Annotated in this window: 8 protein-coding genes and 1 pseudogene; 1 reads left to right on the top strand and 8 read right to left on the bottom strand. The window is 66.8% G+C overall.

The window, feature by feature from the left end; translation table 11 throughout:
* Position 1: 1 nt before the first annotated feature.
* The 8 genes from FED44_RS34620 to FED44_RS34585 all read right to left on the bottom strand — a co-directional run bounded on the left by FED44_RS34620 (position 2) and on the right by FED44_RS34585 (position 14,823).
* Complete coding sequence (locus FED44_RS34620; protein WP_138463297.1) at positions 2-1,225, bottom strand: cytochrome P450; 1,224 nt, start codon at positions 1,223-1,225, stop codon at positions 2-4.
* A complete protein-coding gene (locus tag FED44_RS34615; RefSeq protein WP_138463296.1) occupies positions 1,222-1,983 on the bottom strand; it encodes a thioesterase II family protein in 762 nt (253 codons plus the stop codon). Before FED44_RS34615 ends, FED44_RS34620 begins: the two co-directional genes overlap by 4 nt.
* Before the next feature lie 171 nt (positions 1,984-2,154).
* Complete coding sequence (locus FED44_RS34610) at positions 2,155-2,379, bottom strand: MbtH family protein (RefSeq protein WP_138463295.1); 225 nt, start codon at positions 2,377-2,379, stop codon at positions 2,155-2,157.
* Positions 2,380-2,381: 2 nt separating this feature from the next.
* Positions 2,382-9,326 (bottom strand): non-ribosomal peptide synthetase, encoded by a 6,945-nt coding sequence (locus tag FED44_RS34605; RefSeq protein WP_167521669.1) that lies wholly within the window; start codon positions 9,324-9,326, stop codon positions 2,382-2,384.
* 87 nt (positions 9,327-9,413) lie between these two features.
* Complete coding sequence (locus FED44_RS34600) at positions 9,414-10,718, bottom strand: lysine N(6)-hydroxylase/L-ornithine N(5)-oxygenase family protein (protein ID WP_138463293.1); 1,305 nt, start codon at positions 10,716-10,718, stop codon at positions 9,414-9,416.
* Positions 10,715-11,629: a hypothetical protein gene (locus FED44_RS34595; RefSeq protein ID WP_138463292.1), complete on the bottom strand. Its 915-nt coding sequence runs from the start codon at positions 11,627-11,629 to the stop codon at positions 10,715-10,717. The genes FED44_RS34600 and FED44_RS34595 overlap by 4 nt, the downstream gene beginning before the upstream one ends.
* Positions 11,630-11,680: 51 nt before the next feature.
* Positions 11,681-12,940, bottom strand: a complete 1,260-nt coding sequence (locus FED44_RS34590) for a trans-sulfuration enzyme family protein (RefSeq protein WP_167521668.1) — start codon at positions 12,938-12,940, stop codon at positions 11,681-11,683.
* A 26-nt stretch (positions 12,941-12,966) separates the two neighbouring features.
* Entirely contained in the window at positions 12,967-14,823 is a 1,857-nt protein-coding gene (locus FED44_RS34585; RefSeq protein ID WP_187406130.1) for a non-ribosomal peptide synthetase, read from the bottom strand.
* A 543-nt stretch (positions 14,824-15,366) separates the two neighbouring features.
* Here FED44_RS34585 and FED44_RS34580 point away from each other — a divergent pair.
* Positions 15,367-15,817, top strand: a pseudogene (locus tag FED44_RS34580) (transposase family protein); the annotation flags it as partial.
* Positions 15,818-15,943: the final 126 nt, after the last annotated feature.

Here is a 15,943-nt window from a genome sequence, read left to right as displayed (position 1 = left end):
TTCACCTCCAGTGCAGAACCACAGGAAGGGCGCGGTATCCCTGTACCTGGTTGACGCTCATCCACTGCGGCTCGGCCAGCAGGTCCACACTGTCCAGAGTGTTGGCAAGCGCCTCGAGCAGTGCTGTCAGCTCTGCTCTGGCCAGTGCGGCGCCGAGACAGTGGTGCAGTCCGTGGCCGAAAGCGAGGTGACGGTTCGGATGGCGGTCCAGTCGTAGCTCACTCGGGCTGGGGAAGACGCCGGGATCCCGATTCGCAGCGGGCAGCCAGGCCACCACGGCGACGCCCTCGTCGATCTCCTGGCCGGCGACGACGGTTGGCCGTGTGGACACCCGCAGCACGTGCATCGCCGGCGAGGCCCATCGCAGGATCTCTTCCACGGCCGCGGAAATCAGGGCCGGCTCCGCTCGCAGGGCGGGCAGAATTTCCGGATTCTCGGCCAGGGCGTGGAAGCAACCGGTCACTGCGTGGCGTGTGGTCTCGTTTCCTCCGATCAGGACGTTGTCGCAATTGATCAGTATTTCGCTGTCCTTCAACGATCCGTCGGCAAGCAAGGCCGTTACGAGGTCGTCGCCTGGGGCGGCGCGTCGCCGTACGATGACGTCCACGAAGTAGCTCAGAATCTGCGTATGGGCCTCCGAAGGCTCCATGTCAGCGAATGCCGGCTCCTTTCCGCCGAAGGCGTGGTTGGTCAGGCCGACCACCAGGTCGCGGTCGCTCGCCGGGATGCCGAGGAGTTCGCAGACCACGGCGGCGGGCAAGCGGGACCCGACGTGTGAGGCGATGTCCTGGCCGGTCGCGGTCGACTTGATCGAGCTCCCGTCGGTACGCAGCCTCCGCAGGATTTCGGTCACTTCCTGATGCATAAATGCCGACAAAGACTGCGCCGACGTGCGCGACAGGAACGGAGCGATGAGGCGGCGAAGCTGATTGTGCCGGCTGCCCTCGCTGACGACCAGCATCCTGCCGCCGGCCTTGTCCGGATGGTCCCGGTCGAACCCGATCATCATCCCGTATTCGGACGTGAAGGGAGCGTTCGGCGCCAGCAGTTCCGAGCATGCCTGATGAGAGAAGATGGACCAAAATCCGCCGGGCGAGGTCTCCGGCGCACTCCACACGGCCCTGTCCTCCGCTACCAGTTTCTCCCACATGCGATAGCGGTCTGTTGTCTGGTAGATATGCGGATCACCCAGGTCGGCAACGCCCTGAACGGTCGCATTCGTCATCGCTGGCTGGTTCCTTCCAGTGACTCCGCCAAAATCTCGCGAACGCCGGCTTCATTCGGGCCCACATGACAGAAGTGGCCGCCGTCGAGGATGTGGACCTCGGCGCCCTCGGTCGTGAGTTCGCCCCATCGGCCGAGTTCGCTGACATCGACGGCCGGGTCTTCCCTGCCGGCGAACACGGTGATGGGCACGGGGATGGGCGACCGCTGCGAATGCCGGTACGTCTCACAGATCTCGAAGTCGGCCCGGAGGCGCGGCATCAGACAGTCCATCATCACTGGATTGTCAAGCAGCTCGGCGGGCGTTCCCCCGAAATCGGCCAGCCGTTCGGCGAACTCCTGATCGGTCGCACCGCGCAGAGCTGGCGTCGCGTTGGGGAGATGTGGTGGATGATGGCCTGAAGCGAAAAGACGGGCCGGAGGCAAGCCCTGCTCCGTCAGGGCAACGGCTGCCTCGTACGCCAGAAGCGCGCCCATGCTGTGCCCGAACAGGGCGAAGGGTTCCCGCGCGTGGGCGGACAGTGGCTTCAGAAGTGCGGTAACGACAGCCTCGGCTGACGTCAGAAGCGGCTCGGTGAATCGGGATTCTCGGCCGGGCAATTGCACGGGGACGACCTCGATGCGTGGTGACAGCTCCGCCTTCCAGTGCCGAAACGCGCTTGCCCCGCCGCCGCCGTGCGGGAAGCAGAACAGCAGGTACTCGGCGGAACCGGTGCCGATGTCAGAGGGAAACCACCCGCCGGTCGCTCCTTCGGTCATGTCGCCTTCCCGTGTGCTTGATACCGGCGTGCACGGCCGCCGCGGCCCGCCTCGAGGAACGACCGGATCGATAACGTAATGCCGGTGGCCTCTCGGACGCGCCGCGACGTGCCGTGGGGCGAGCAGTCAGTGACCGCCGAAACCGAGTGGACTGTCATCCGACCCGTCGCGTCAGCTGAGCGCGGCCCTTTCCTGCATCCGGCGCACCAGGCTCCGCGGGCGAAGATCCGTCCAGTGGGTTTCGACGTAGGCCCGGCAGACGTCACGGTTGTCCGGTCCGCAGACGGCCACCCACCCTTGCGGGATCTCTGCGAATTCCGGCCACAGCGAGTGTTGGCCCTCGTCGTTGACCAGAACAAGATAGCGAGCGCTTTCGTCTTCGAATGGGTTGGTCATCGTTACCTCCCTTGATGGTTCGCGTCCGTTGCCGCGAAGCCTTCGATCGCCGGTGTCAACACCTTGCCGATGGTGACCAGGGCGTCAGGCTCGGTCATGTCGTCATGAGTGACGTTGACGAAATGAACGTGCATCGACGTGCTCAGATACTGCTGCCAGGATCGGGCTACGGTCTCCGGATCCGACTCCGACCGGCTGGCAAGGAACAGCACGCTCTCGCCGTCGAAACGGGTTTGCCGTAGCGAGGAAGCCAGTCTCATGTTGTTCGCGGTGACGAGGAGAACTCGAGGTATGTGGGTGGTGGGGATGGCCGAGAGCCGGCTGTGCGGTTCGGCGAGTACCGCCGCGACGTGGGCCGAGGGATCCTCGGGACGGCAGCCCTGAGCGTCGCAGTCGTGTCCCGCCAGTCGCAGCAGGGCCCGCGCTGCCCCTTCCGGTGTGCGTTCGGTGTCGTGGCTGCGCACGATGGGAGCCGCGTCCAAGATCACCAACATCACCCGCTCGCCCCGCTCCTGCAAACGAGCCGCGAGAATCTGTGCCACCTTGCCGCCGAACGACCAGCCGAGCAACACATAGGGCCCGTGAGGCCGCGTGCGGCGAATCTGGTCGAGGTAGTCGGCGACAAGCTCGTCCACGTCACCCGGCAGCGCGTCGGTCTCCTCTGAGAGGCCCCGGGACTGCAGGCTGTACACCGCCACCTGGGGCGGCACGTGCGGTAGCAGCCCAACGTAGCTCCAGCCCAGGCCGGCCACGGGATGGACGCAGAACATGGCCGGTCCCTGGTCGGTGTGCCGGATCGGCAAGGTGACGGCGAACGCGTCATGATGCCGCTCGTCGGCTTCGGCCAGTCGGGCGGCCAGTTGTCCGGCTGTCGGGGCCTCGAAGATGTCGCGGATGCTCGCCTCGGAGTTCAACTCCCGGCTCAGATAATCAGCAAGGCGCATAGCGGCGAACGAGTTGCCGCCCAGGTCGAAGAAGTCGTCGTCGAGTTCCACCGACTCCAGCCCGAGCGCATCAGCGAACGCCTCGCACAACACGTGCTCATAACGGGTACGCGGACGCCGCCCCGCATCCGAGACCGCACCCGGCGCCGCCTCGACCTCGCCCGGCTCCACCCGGAACCCGCGAAGCTTCACCTGCGCATCGGCCCGGCCGACGAACTCCAGCACCCCATCAGCGCCCCACCGCACCAGATCACCGGTGCGATACATCCGCGCACCACCACCAGCGAAGGGATCCGCCACGAACCGCTCCGCAGTCAGCGCCGCACGCCCCACATAACCGCGCACCACCCCCGCACCGGAGACGTACAACTCCCCCACCACACCCGCCGGCACCAACCGCAGCGCCGCATCTAGCACATACACACACCGCCCGGCCAACGGACGACCGATGGGCACCGCGGATCCAGGATCATCCGCCGACACCCGGTGACGGGTGGTGAACACGGCGGTCTCGCTGGACCCGTAGCCGTTGACGAGCGCGACCTGAGGCGCCGCGGCCCGGAACCTCCGTGCGGCGTCCCGCGACACCGCATCTCCGGTCCAGAGTTCGGCGAGGCCGGCGAAGTCCTGCGGACGATCACGGGAGAGCGTGTCGAACAGGTCGGCACTGACCCACATGCGCGTCACGCCGTGATGCCGTGTCAACTGGCCGAGCTGGAGAGGGTCGATGTCGCCGGCCGGGGCCAGCACGACCTCACCTGCCTGCAGTAGCGGAATCCACATCTCGAACGCCAGTGAGTCCCCTGCATGCGGCGTGTACATCAGCACAGTGGGTCGGTGGCTGGTCCAGCTCGGGTCCGCCGCCAGTCGAAGCAAGTCGGCGTGTGTCATGCCGACCGCCTTGGCGATGCCGGTCGACCCAGACGTGTGGACGAGTCCGACCACTTGCTCCGGATGTATCGGCGGAGTGCCGGCGGAGTCGCCCTCCCATGCCGGGAGTTCGATCTCGTCCACGACTATGACGGTCGTGATGCCGCGATCCACAAGAGGCTGGAAGACGTCGTGACGCACCGAGGCTCGGTCGGTCAGGATGACCGTCGGCGCGACCTCCTCGAGGATGCCGCGAAGCTGTTCCGAGGGCGTTTCGGGCGGCACGGGCAGGTAGGCGCCACCCGCCTTCGCCACGGCGAGAAGGGACAGGATCAGGTGCGGCGAGCTCTCCTGCACCACCAGGACAGGACTCTCGCCCGGTAACCGGGCGAAGGCGGGGTGCTTCGCCAAACCGTCGGCCGACGCGTTGAGCTCGGCGTAGGTCATCGCGGTGTCGGCGTATCGCACAGCGACGGCATCCGGCTTCTGCTCGGCGATCAGGCTGATCGCCTCGCCCACACCGATGGCCGGTTCCGGGTGCCCAGTAGAGGTTCCCACGCCGAGCGTGAGCAGTGCCTCTGCCTGCTCCGGTGCCGGCAGGGCCAACCGGCCGACCGGTTCCGAGCTCCTGCCGGCGACTTGGGTGAGTACATGCCGGAAGAGGGGAAGAATCTGCTGCGCGAGCTCGTCGGAGATCGACGGGTGACGGTAGTTCAGGTGCAGGTCGATGTGCTTGCCCGGAAAGATCACGAGCTCCAACGGGAAGTTGGTCGCGTCGTACCCGTCGATGCCGATGAGGTCGAGCGACGATGATCCGTCAGTGCTCTCCTCGTTTTGTCCGGCGGGAAAGCTCTGGTAGGCGAGAAGCGTGTCGAACAGGGTCCGATGGCCGGAAAGATCCTGAATCTGGCTCAAGCTGACGTAAGGGAACTCCATGAGGCGTGCCTGTTCGTCCTGGACGCTCGCGAGCACGTCGTCGACGCAGCGGGCCGGATGGACGTTGACTCGCACCGGCAACGTGTTGATGAACAGGCCGACCGTCTCCTCGATGCCAGGCAGATCGGCCGGCCTGCCGGCTACCGTGGTTCCGAAGACGACGTCGTGCACACCGGTGAGATCGCTGAGGACCAGGGCCCAGGCGCCTTGGAAGATCGAGTTGAGTGTCAGGCCCGCCGATCTGGCCGTGGTGACGAGGGCCGCGGTCTCGCTCTTGGTCAGCGTCATCTCAAGGCGCTTGGCGGCCTCCTCGTCGCGACGACCGCTGTCCGCAACCAAGGTGGGGCCTTGCAGCCCGGCCAGGGCCGAGCGCCATTCGCTGAGTGCGGCTGCGTGGTCCTGTTCGTTCAACCACGCCAGGTAGTCCTCGTAGGGCCTTATCGCCGGTAGGGCGCCCCCGTGGTCCCCCGCCTCGTACAGCGCCAGGAGATCACGGACCATCAGCTGGGAGGACCAGCCGTCGAAAGTCAGATGGTGGCTGGTGAGAAGCAGCCTATGTTCGTCGTCGTCCGTGCGAACCAAGATGGCGCGCAGCAGCAGATCGGCGTCGAGCCGGAAGCGGTGGCTTCGCTCGGCGACGCTCAGAGCGGCGTACTCGGCGTCTCGGTCGGCCGCGGGCATCGACCGCAGGTCTCGGACGTCCCATGGCACCGGCTCCGCCGCGGCGATCACCTGTGCCGGTTCGCGAAGGCCGTCCCGGACGAACCGGGCCCGGAGAGCAGGGTGCCGTACGGTCAGTGCCCGTACCGCGGATCGCATCCGCCCAGGGTCGAGGTCGCCTCGGAATCGGATACCGAGTTGGACGATGTAGACGTCCTCGCCGTGCTCGTCGTAGAGGGAGTGAAAGAGGAGCCCGCTCTGGAGCGGCGTGAGCGGAAGGATGTTCTCCAGGGCCGGGAAGCGCGACTCGATGACCTGGATGTCGTCCTGGGTGAGGTTCACCAGCGGGAAATCCGCGGGTGTGTGCTCATCGGAGACATGGCGCGCGATGTCCGCCAGTGCTTGCGACCAATGTGCGGCGAGCTCTGCCACTTCGTCCCGGCTGAGCACTGCGGAGGGCCACGTCCAGGTGTTGACGAGCCGCGGACCGTCGGCGGAGTCCAGAGTCACGCAGCCGATCTCCAGCGAATGAGCCATCGGCTGGTACGGCCCGAAGTCGCCCTGGAGCACGCCGTTGGCTTCGCTCGCGGGTTGCCAGTCGGCATCCGCCGGTTCGGGGAATCGCCCGAGGTAGTTGAACGCGACCTGGGGTCGTGCGCCGGAGAGCAAGGTCTCCTGGGCCGGCCCCGGGAGATGACGCAGAATGCCGTAGCCGATGCCGTGATCGGGAATCTCCCGAAGATGTTCCTTCATCCGCTGCAACGCTGCGGCCACGCTCGGCCCACCACTCGTCGCGGCATCGTCCTCGACGTCTGCCAGGTCGAGCCGGACGGGATAGACCGTCGTGAACCAGCCGACAGTGTGGGACAGGTCCGTATTCGCGAAAATATCCTCCCGGCCGTGGCCCTCCACATCCACGAGAAGGGGGCCGCGCCTTCCCCGCTGGGCGAGCCAGCGGCCGACCGCGAGTGTCAGACCCGCGAGCAGAACCTCGTTGATGCTCCCGTGGATGAACTTCGGCGCCTTGCCGAGTACGGCCGCGGTGACATCGGCCGACACTTCCGTGGTGAGGGTCTCGGCCGCGGCGGCGGTGTCGACCGCGGGGTCCAGTGGCCGTCGACCGATCTCCACCTGGTCCGCCGCCGTGAGCGCCTGCCAGAAGGTCGTCTCGGCTGTTCTTGCCGGGTTGGTGGCCTCCGCTTGCAGTTGGCGTGCCCACTGCCGCAGAGAAGTGCCGACCGCCGGCAGATCAGGCTTCCGGCCGGCCTCGATCGCTTCGTATGCGGCCTGAAGGTCCGGCAACAGGACTCGCCAGGACACGCCGTCGATCGCCAGGTGATGGACGACGAGCAGGAGCCTGCCGGGCTGTCGTCCGCAGTCGAACCACACCGCCTGCAGCATGACCCCGGCCTCTGGCTCGAGGCGGGTACGAGCGGTGGAGAGGGTTGCATCGAAGATCGCGGATCGGGCACGCGGCGTTTGGTTCCGCATATCCGAACGGACCAGGCAGGCCATGGCATCGACATTGCCGGGGGCTTGGACCAGCGCACTCCAGGTCTCGTCCGTCTCACCGCGGACGACCTGCAGCCGCAGGGCGTCATGGTGGTCGATTACGGCTTGCAGCGCGCCGGCCAGAGTCGGCAGGGACACTCCGGCAGGAACCTGGATCACCATGGACTGGTAGAACTCGCGCAGGTCGTCAGTGCGTTCCGCGAGCCAATTCATGATCGGTGTGCGTGGGACGATGCCGAGATCGTCCGTCCCCGCATTCGTCGGCGAGTCTTTCACCTGGCCGGCGACCGCGGCCAGGCGAACAACCGTCCGGTGCCGGAAGATGTCTCGTGGCTTGATCACGAGGCCGGCCTTTCTCGCGGCCGAAATCAGCTTGATGGCAAGAATGCTGTCGCCGCCGAGGTTGAAGAAGTCAGCGTCGATTCCCACCGACTCCAGCCCGAGCGCATCAGCAAACGCCTCGCACACCACCCGCTCACAACGGGTACGCGGGCGCCGCCCTGCCACCGCGACGCCACCAGGCACCGGCAGGGCAGCGCGATCGACCTTCCCGTTACCCGTCAATGGAAAACGGTCAAGCACCGTGATCATCGCAGGCACCAGATAATCCGGCACCATCGCGGACAACGACCGCCGCACACCGTCACCGTCGACAACCGCACCAGGCTGGGCAGTCACATAACCCAGCAGTCGGCGAACACCCACCTCACCATCGGCCACCACCACCGCCTGCGCCACACCGGCAATCCCACGCAGCGCCGCCTCGACCTCGCCCGGCTCCACCCGGAACCCGCGAATCTTCACCTGCGCATCGGCCCGGCCGACGAACTCCAGCACCCCATCAGCGCCCCACCGCACCAGATCACCGGTGCGATACATCCGCGCACCACCACCAGCGAAGGGATCCGCCACGAACCGCTCCGCAGTCAGCGCCGCACGCCCCACATAACCGCGCGCCACCCCCGCACCGGAGACGTACAACTCCCCCACCACACCCGCCGGCACCAACCGCAGCGCCGCATCCAGCACATACACACACCGCCCGGCCAACGGACGACCGATGGGCACCTCTGCTGAATCGAGTGGGTCACTCATCGTGGCGCATACCGTGGTCTCGGTAGGGCCGTAGGCGTTGATGAAACGCCGGCCCCGGCCCCACTGCGCCGCCAAGTGACCTGGGCATTCCTCGCCCGCCACGATGATCGTGGTGCCGGGCAGGTCCTCGGGCACCATCGCGAGCAGCGCCGAAGGAGGCAGCGTGACGTGTGTGACGGCGAACTGCTCGACCAGGCGGACGAGGTCGCCGCCGGGGAGGATGCGCTCGCCGTCGGAGCAGACAAGCGTAGCCCCGGCCAGAAGGGTCACCCAGATCTCGGAGACCGAGGCATCGAAGCTCAGCGAGGCGAATTGCAGTACTCGATCATCCGGGCCGACACCGAAGCGGACGGACTGTTCTCGAACCAGCGTTTCGATCCCCGTGTGCGACACGGCTACGCCCTTGGGAACACCGCTTGACCCGGAGGTGTAGACGACGTACGCCAGATTCTCCGAGGAGAGACCCGGTCCTTCAGGACGACGCTCGGTGCGAGGAACTTCGCCTTCGCCTCCCGCGACGTCCGGCGAGAACGTGAGGACCGGCAGGCTGCCGTTCAGCTCGACGCCCAAGTCGGCGTCGTCGCTGAGGACGAGTTGGGGCGCCGCGTCGGTGAGGATGAATTTCAGGCGGTCCGGCGGGTAGGTGTGGTCGATCGCGAGGTAACCACTTCCGGCCCGCGTCACGGCAATCATGGCGATGATGCTGTGCATCGGGTTTCGCACTTTGATCGCGACGAGGCTCTCGGGGCCGATGCCGCGTGCCACCAGATTGCTGGAAAGCTTTTCGGCCAGCTGGTCGAGCTCGGCATAGGTCAGTTGGCCGGCCGGACCGATCAGCGCCACCGCGTCAGGCCGTGAGCCGGCAACGAGGGAGAACAATTCCGGGATCGTACGCCGCCTGGAGACGTCGTCGTCGTAGTCAAGGTGCATGACGGACTGCCGAGTGTCAGGTGCATGGGACATGGTCGACGGCTCCAATCAGACGACTCGGGAGTGAGGAGACCCCGGACCGGCCTCTCATGCGATCCCTTCCTTGCGCAGCCCGTCGATGATGGTCGCCGCGCGCAGCGAGAGCAGGCTGAATGACCCGGCGTCGCCGATACCGTGGCTCGACTCGCACAGGCCGTTGAGGAACAGCGGCGGCGTGCCGTCCAGCACCGGCCGCAGCCGGTACTCCGGCTCGACGATCAGGTAGCCGTCGGCGTCGAACTGGAACCGGTCGATCACGCCGGCGAGCATCGCGGGATAGCGTTCCTGGTCAGGATGTGGCCCAAGGTTGCGGAAGCCGGTCGCCAGCACCACCAGGTCGGCCCGGTCGGTGACCACGTCGTGGGTGTGCACCTCCTCCACATTCAGCCGTACGCCCGTGCTTTCCACCTGGGCGGCGCGCACCTGACGGTTGCCTTGCACGAAGACGCGCTGGTCTCCGTCGAGACGTTGTTCGTAGATCAGCACGTACAGCTCGTGCAGGACGTCGGCGTCGGTCGAGGAGTAGTTGGTCGGCCGCATGTACGCGTCGAGCGTGTTCTTGGCCGACCGGCTCGCCCGGTAGTAGTAGTCGGTGAAGCCGGGGAAGAACCCTTCTTCGCTGAACGGGCTGGTGTCCTTGAGCGGCAGCCCGAAACGGCGGACGTAGTTGACGATCCGGGCGTGCGGGAAGCGGGCAGCCAGGTCGAGGACGATCTCGACGGCGCTCTGGCTGCCGCCGATTACGGCGATCGTTTCAGGCGCATCCTGATCCAGGCTCTGGACGGTCGGCAGATACCGGGTGAGGTGCACGACCCGAGGCGAGTCGATCGTGTCGAACGGGCTCGGCACGAACGGCGTCCGGCCGGTACCCAGGACCAGCGCCCGGCCGTACCGGCGCGAACCGTCCGATCCGGTCACCACGTACGCCGGTGTGCCGTCCACTTCGGTGATGGCGATGTCGCTCACCCGTACGCCTAAGCCGACCTGTTCGCGGAACTGGTGGGCCGCCCATCGGATGTAGTGCGCGTACTCCTTGCGCAGCGGGAATTCCATGGGCAGATTCAGGTGCTCGAGCAGCCGCCCTTGCTCGAACAGATAATTGAGGAAGCTGTAATGACTGCGCGGGTTGCGCAGCGTGACCAGGTCGCGGCTGGGATGGTTCTGCATGTTGGAGCCGTCCAGCAGCATGCCGCCCTGCCACACCGGGTCCATCTCGGCTTCCAGGAACACTGCGGTCGTCGAGGGCGATTCTTCCTTCAGCGCGATGGCCAGTGACAGATTCGCCGGCCCGAACCCCACACCGATCACGTCGACGCAGTCGGATGCCGATCCGCCGGCACGGTCAGCGGTCACGAGCCCGTCTCCACGTACTCCGGGCCGAGCCGCGTCTCGTCATCGCGGCCCGTCTCATCCCTTTGCAGGGGAGTCGCGGCCTGTCCGGGGACGCCGAGCCGGCCCGGATCCGCCCGCAACTCCCGGTAGAGGCCCAGCCACGTCTCGACGTCACCGGCCAGGCCCGCGGCCGAGATCAGCGCCTCCTCGCGGGCCCAGTCCACGCGCGCGCGGGGCTGGATACCGGTGCTGCTCAGCACCTTGCGGTAGAACGGGTCATCGGTCCGTCGCGAGTCGCTCATCAGCGCGCCCACCTCGGGCGAACACAACTGCAGGCCGGGCCGGGGCGACCACTTCTCCAGTCCCGCCTGCGACGGAAGCCCGACCGCCGCCACCAGCGCGGCGGTCATCCCGGCCGGGTCGGCCCGCAGGTCGTCGGACTCGACCAACACGTACGGGATGCCCAGCTCGCGGCATCGCGCCACCTGCCCGGCCAACGACGGCCACCCGCTCTCGAACGGCGGGAACGTCGACGCCTCCGACAACTCGCGCACGATGCGTAGCCGCGACGTGGTGGACAGCCGGGGATCGGACATCACGAAGATCAGCGGCGCGGTGGCGATTCCGGCCAGGTCGTCGAACTGGTCGGTGGTCAGCTGGAAGCTCATTTCCTTGATCAGCAGGCCACTGCCGGGTGGCACGTCGGCCAGCCTGACCCGATCGCCCGTGGCCACCCGCATGGGGTTACCCAGGCAGGCGGTCACCGATTCGGCGCCCTGACCACCCCAATAGCAAGCCTCGAACGGCTCGTGGCAGTGGTGGGTGATCAGCGCGTGCTGCCACAGCAACCGTGCCACCGCGGTTGAGCCGGTCCTGGGTGGCGAGATGAGCACCACCCGGTGCGGATACGCCTCGGCCAGGTCGGTCTCCATATTGCACGACTCCCTTACTCGACTCGATCGGCTGCGATCTCCGCCACGGCTTCAGCTGGGTCGGCCGAGCGCCTGGGCCAGGTCCTCGATGATGTCGTCGGCATGTTCGAGGCCGACGCTCAACCGGATCATGTCGGGCGGTACCGGGGCGTCCCCCGCGATCTGCTGATGCGTACCGATCGCGGGGATGGTCGCGGTGCTCTTGACCTGCCCGAGATTGTTCGCCCGCCAGACGAGGTCGAGCCGGTCCATCACCCGGTGCGCGGCGGGCACCCCACCGGCCGGCCGGAAGCCGAGCAGGAACCCGAACCGGTTGACCGCCTCGCGACCGGGACCGCCACTGTCGACCAACCACATGTCGCGCTTGGCGAGGTGGTGGGTGCGATGGCTCGGCAGGCCGGGGTAAAAGACCTCGACGACGTCGCCGCGATCGGCCAGATACTCGGCCACACGCAGCGCGCTGGTCGACATCGTGTCCACTCGCGCACGAAGTTCGCGGATGTCGGCCAGCAGGGTCCAGGCGTTGAACGGACTGAGCACGCTGCCCATGTCACGCATCGGGCCGCGCCGGAGATAACCGGCGAAGTCCGCGGTCATCTGCGCGGGCTGCCCGCGGAAGTGAAGGTCGTGCCGGGCGATCACCGCACCGCCCATACTGCGGCCGCTGGCACCGGCGGCTTTGGTGAGCGAATGGACAACGATGTCGGCACCGAGGGCAAGCGGGCGCATCAACGCCGGCGTTGCCAGCGTCGCATCGATGATCAGCGGGATCTGGGCCCGGTGGGCGAGCGCGGCCAGCGCCGGAATGTCGACGAGCTGGACCATCGGATTGGACGGCGACTCCGCGAAGAGAAACCGGGTGTCCTCGTCTACATTCCGCTCCCAGGCATCCAACGACAGTGGGTCGTCCACCCACCGGACGGACACCCCACGTTCATCGCCGTACCGTTTGTCGAAGACCATGACGGTCGACCCGTAGCACGCGGGGGAGGCGACGATGTTGGGTTTGGCGCCGACGGCCGTGCTGAGGAACGAACTCGTGGCCAGGGTGATCGCGGCCATCCCCGTCGTGGTGACCGCCGCGCTCACCTCGGCGTCGACCTGATAGCCCTCCAACGCGGCAACGGTGTCCTCGAGGTAGCCGACCGTCGGATTGCCGCGCCGGGCGTACACCCAGCCCTCTCGCTCACCGGCGGCGGTAGCGCGCATCGTCTCCGCCGAGTCGAAGTGCTGCGCGGTCGTAAGGTACGCGGGCTCGCTGAGCGAACCGCGATTGGACGCCGCTTCTTCGTGATCGTAAGAGCCCCGCACGGCCAAAGTCGCAAAGCGGGGGCCCGTCACCGCACCGACCCGCTCTTCGCCGACATCCAGGACTGCGGCTCCGCGGCGTCCGCGTGCGGCGCGAATTCGCCGATCAGCTCGGCCAGTCCGGCGACCGTGGCGCCGGCGAAGAATTCGCCTGCGGGCACGTCCGCGTTGAACACCTCGCGGACGTGGGCGAGGAGATCCATGGCGACCAGTGAGCTGCCGCCGAGTTCGAAGAAGTCGTCATGGACGCCGATGTCCTGTACGGCGAGCGCGTCCGTCAGCAGGTCGGCCAGCAGCGCCTCCAAGGGCGTACGCGGCGCTTCGTAGTCCGCGTCCACGTCGCGGGGAAGCTGTTCGAGGGCCGGCAGCGACTTCCGGTCGATCTTGTTGCCGAGGGTCTCCGGAAGCGCCTCCATCTCGATGATCGCCGCGGGATGCATGTACCTCGGCAGCTTGCGGTGGAGAGCCACACGCAGCTTCGGCACCAGGCCCTCGGTCCCGCTGACCGGTACGACGAAAGCGACCAGGATCTTGCGGCCAGGCGTGAGCCCTTCCCTTACGACCACGACCGCCTCGTTCACCTCGGGCTGCCCGGCCAGCACGGCCTGGATCTCGCCGAGCTCGATGCGGTAACCGTCCACCTTGACCTGGTCGTCGAGCCTGCCACGGAACTCCAGCACACCGCCCTCCACGCGGCGGACGAGGTCGCCGATGGCGTACATCCGCTCGCCGGGCACGAACGGGTCGGCCACGAACCGCTCCGCGGTCAGCCCTGGGCGTCCCACGTAGCCACGGGCGAGTCCGCTTCCACTGGTGTAGAGCAGACCCCACTCGCCGTCGGGCACCGGCCGCAGTCGTTCGTCCAGGACGTAGAGGCGGGTATCGGTGACCGCCCGTCCGATCGGGACGGTGTCGCCGACCTCCTCCGACACCACGTGACACGAGGTGAAGCAGGTGTCCTCGGTGGGCCCGTACCCGTTGACCACCAGCAGATCCGGGTAGGTGCGATGGAGCCTGTTGATGAGCACGGGTGACAGCGCCTCGCCGCCGCCGAGGAACTGCCGCAACCCGCCCAGGCGATCCAGGTAGCCGTCCACCATGCGGTGCAGCAGGCCGGTGGTCATCCACAGGGTGGTGATCCGCTCGGCCTCGAGGAAGTCCGCCAGCTCGTGCAGCGCCGGCGTACCCGGACGGTAAACAACCAGACGGGCTCCGTTGAGCAGCGCACCCCAGATTTCGAAGGCCGAGGGGTCGAACCGCAGCGAGCACAGCTGCAGGAATGTCTCGTTCTCGGTCAGAGAGGCGTAGTCACCGTCCTGGACCAGGCGCACGACACCGCGATGCCGCACGGCCACGCCCTTGGGCATGCCGGTCGAGCCGGACGTGTAACAGATGTAGGCGAGATTGTCTGGGCTTATCGCCCCATCGACCGGTTCAGCGCCGGGCGTCGTCGCCGGCTCGTGATCGAGGTTCACCACCGTCCCGTCGATCTTGGGAATCCGATCGACCAGGGCATCGTGGGTCAGGACGACGCGGCAACCGGCCTGTTCCAGCATGTAGCGGAACCGGTCGGGGGGCTCGTTCTGGTGCAGCGGCACGTAGGCACCGCCGGCCTTGAGGATGGCAACCAGTGCGATCACCATCTCGAACGAGCGCTCGAAGAACACCCCTACCGCGGCCTCCGTGCGCACGCCGAGGTCGCGCAGGTGACGGGCGAGCAGCTCGGCGCGCCGGTCGAGGTCCATATAGGTCATGTCCTGCCCGTCGAAGCGCAGGGCGACCGCGTCAGGCCTGCGACGCACCTGCTCGTCCAACAGGTCCGTGATGGTCGCGTCCCGCCAATCTGGACTGGGATCCTGCATCGCGCCCCCGTCACTACGCTCCATCACGGTTTCCGCTCCCCTCGACCATCCGGCTATGTCGCGCCGCGTGGGCAGAACCACACGCTAGATCGCTTTCACCCGAAAAATATGCCCCGTTATGTACGAGCCGCATAGATCTTGACAATGCCTTAACTATCGGATACGCGGTAATGTCACCACCCCTGCACAACAGGACATCTTCCCGGCTCACCTAAGTAAAACCCGCACGCCGACATGCAACGTTTCAGCCCCTTGGTGTGATGAGGAATACATTAAGTATTTTTCATCCTGCGTAACGCTACGCTTCGACCGCTTGCCGGGATCCGCTGAACCAGCATGCAAGCGAACGGACATGAGTGTCTTGTCTTTTTCTGCACACTTGATGTCGTTTCGTGCACTGTGTCGATGAGCTGGGGCGTGGTCGCGGGGCGAGAGCGGGGGCGAGGGTGGTCAAGGGCACCACCAAAGTCATGGGCGGACGCCTGCCTGGGACAATCGTGGGAGAGGTTCGGGCTTTGCCGGGCGTTCATGCAGCTCAGGCCGCTCACCTCGGCGGTATGCACCACCACCGCCTGGCGGTACGTGCGCGAGTCGGTCGACCTGCTCGCCGCCCTGGCCGACGATGTCCACGCCGCCGCGACCCGGGCCTCCCGGCTGGCCTACACCATCCTCGACGGCACGCTCATCCCGATCGACCACGTCGCCGACCAGAAGCCGTACTACTCCGGCAAGCACAAGCGCCACGGGATGAACGTCCAGGTCCTCGCCGATCCCGCCGGCCGCCTGGTCTGGGCCTCTCCTGCTCTTCCCGGTGCGATGCACGACCTGAGCGCAGCCCGGATCGTGGGTCTGATCGACGCACTGACGGCCAACGGCGTGCTGACCTTCGCCGACAAGGGCTACCAAGGCGCAGGTGGCACGCTGCTGTCCTCGCCGGGCCACCGCGATCGTGCAGGCCGTCCTCGTCCTGCACGCCGTCGAAGCCGACCCCTACTCAGGATTAAAAAGGGCTCAATAGACCAGCTGAGATTGCGATATCCGAGTTGACCTGCCAGTCGTCATTGAGCGCCTTGCGGGACTCCGCCCGGCCGACCCGCGTGCCGCCCATCATGGCGTCTGCTGGTCGCGGCGGGTCTGCTTCTTC

The organism is Microbispora triticiradicis, from assembly GCF_005864065.1.
GTDB lineage: Bacteria > Actinomycetota > Actinomycetes > Streptosporangiales > Streptosporangiaceae > Microbispora > Microbispora triticiradicis.
Note: the sequence above shows the minus strand (reverse complement) of the source record. Positions and strands in the feature narration are given on the sequence as shown.

Coding starts and splice junctions, on each gene's coding strand:
- FED44_RS34610 (WP_138463295.1), bottom strand. CDS start 2,379: ATGACCAACCCATTCGAAGACGAAAGCGCTCGCTATCTTGTTCTGGTC.
- FED44_RS34585 (WP_187406130.1), bottom strand. CDS start 14,823: ATGGAGCGTAGTGACGGGGGCGCGATGCAGGATCCCAGTCCAGATTGG.
- FED44_RS34595 (WP_138463292.1), bottom strand. CDS start 11,629: ATGGAGACCGACCTGGCCGAGGCGTATCCGCACCGGGTGGTGCTCATC.
- FED44_RS34615 (WP_138463296.1), bottom strand. CDS start 1,983: ATGACCGAAGGAGCGACCGGCGGGTGGTTTCCCTCTGACATCGGCACC.
- FED44_RS34620 (WP_138463297.1), bottom strand. CDS start 1,225: ATGACGAATGCGACCGTTCAGGGCGTTGCCGACCTGGGTGATCCGCAT.
- FED44_RS34605 (WP_167521669.1), bottom strand. CDS start 9,326: ATGCACCTTGACTACGACGACGACGTCTCCAGGCGGCGTACGATCCCG.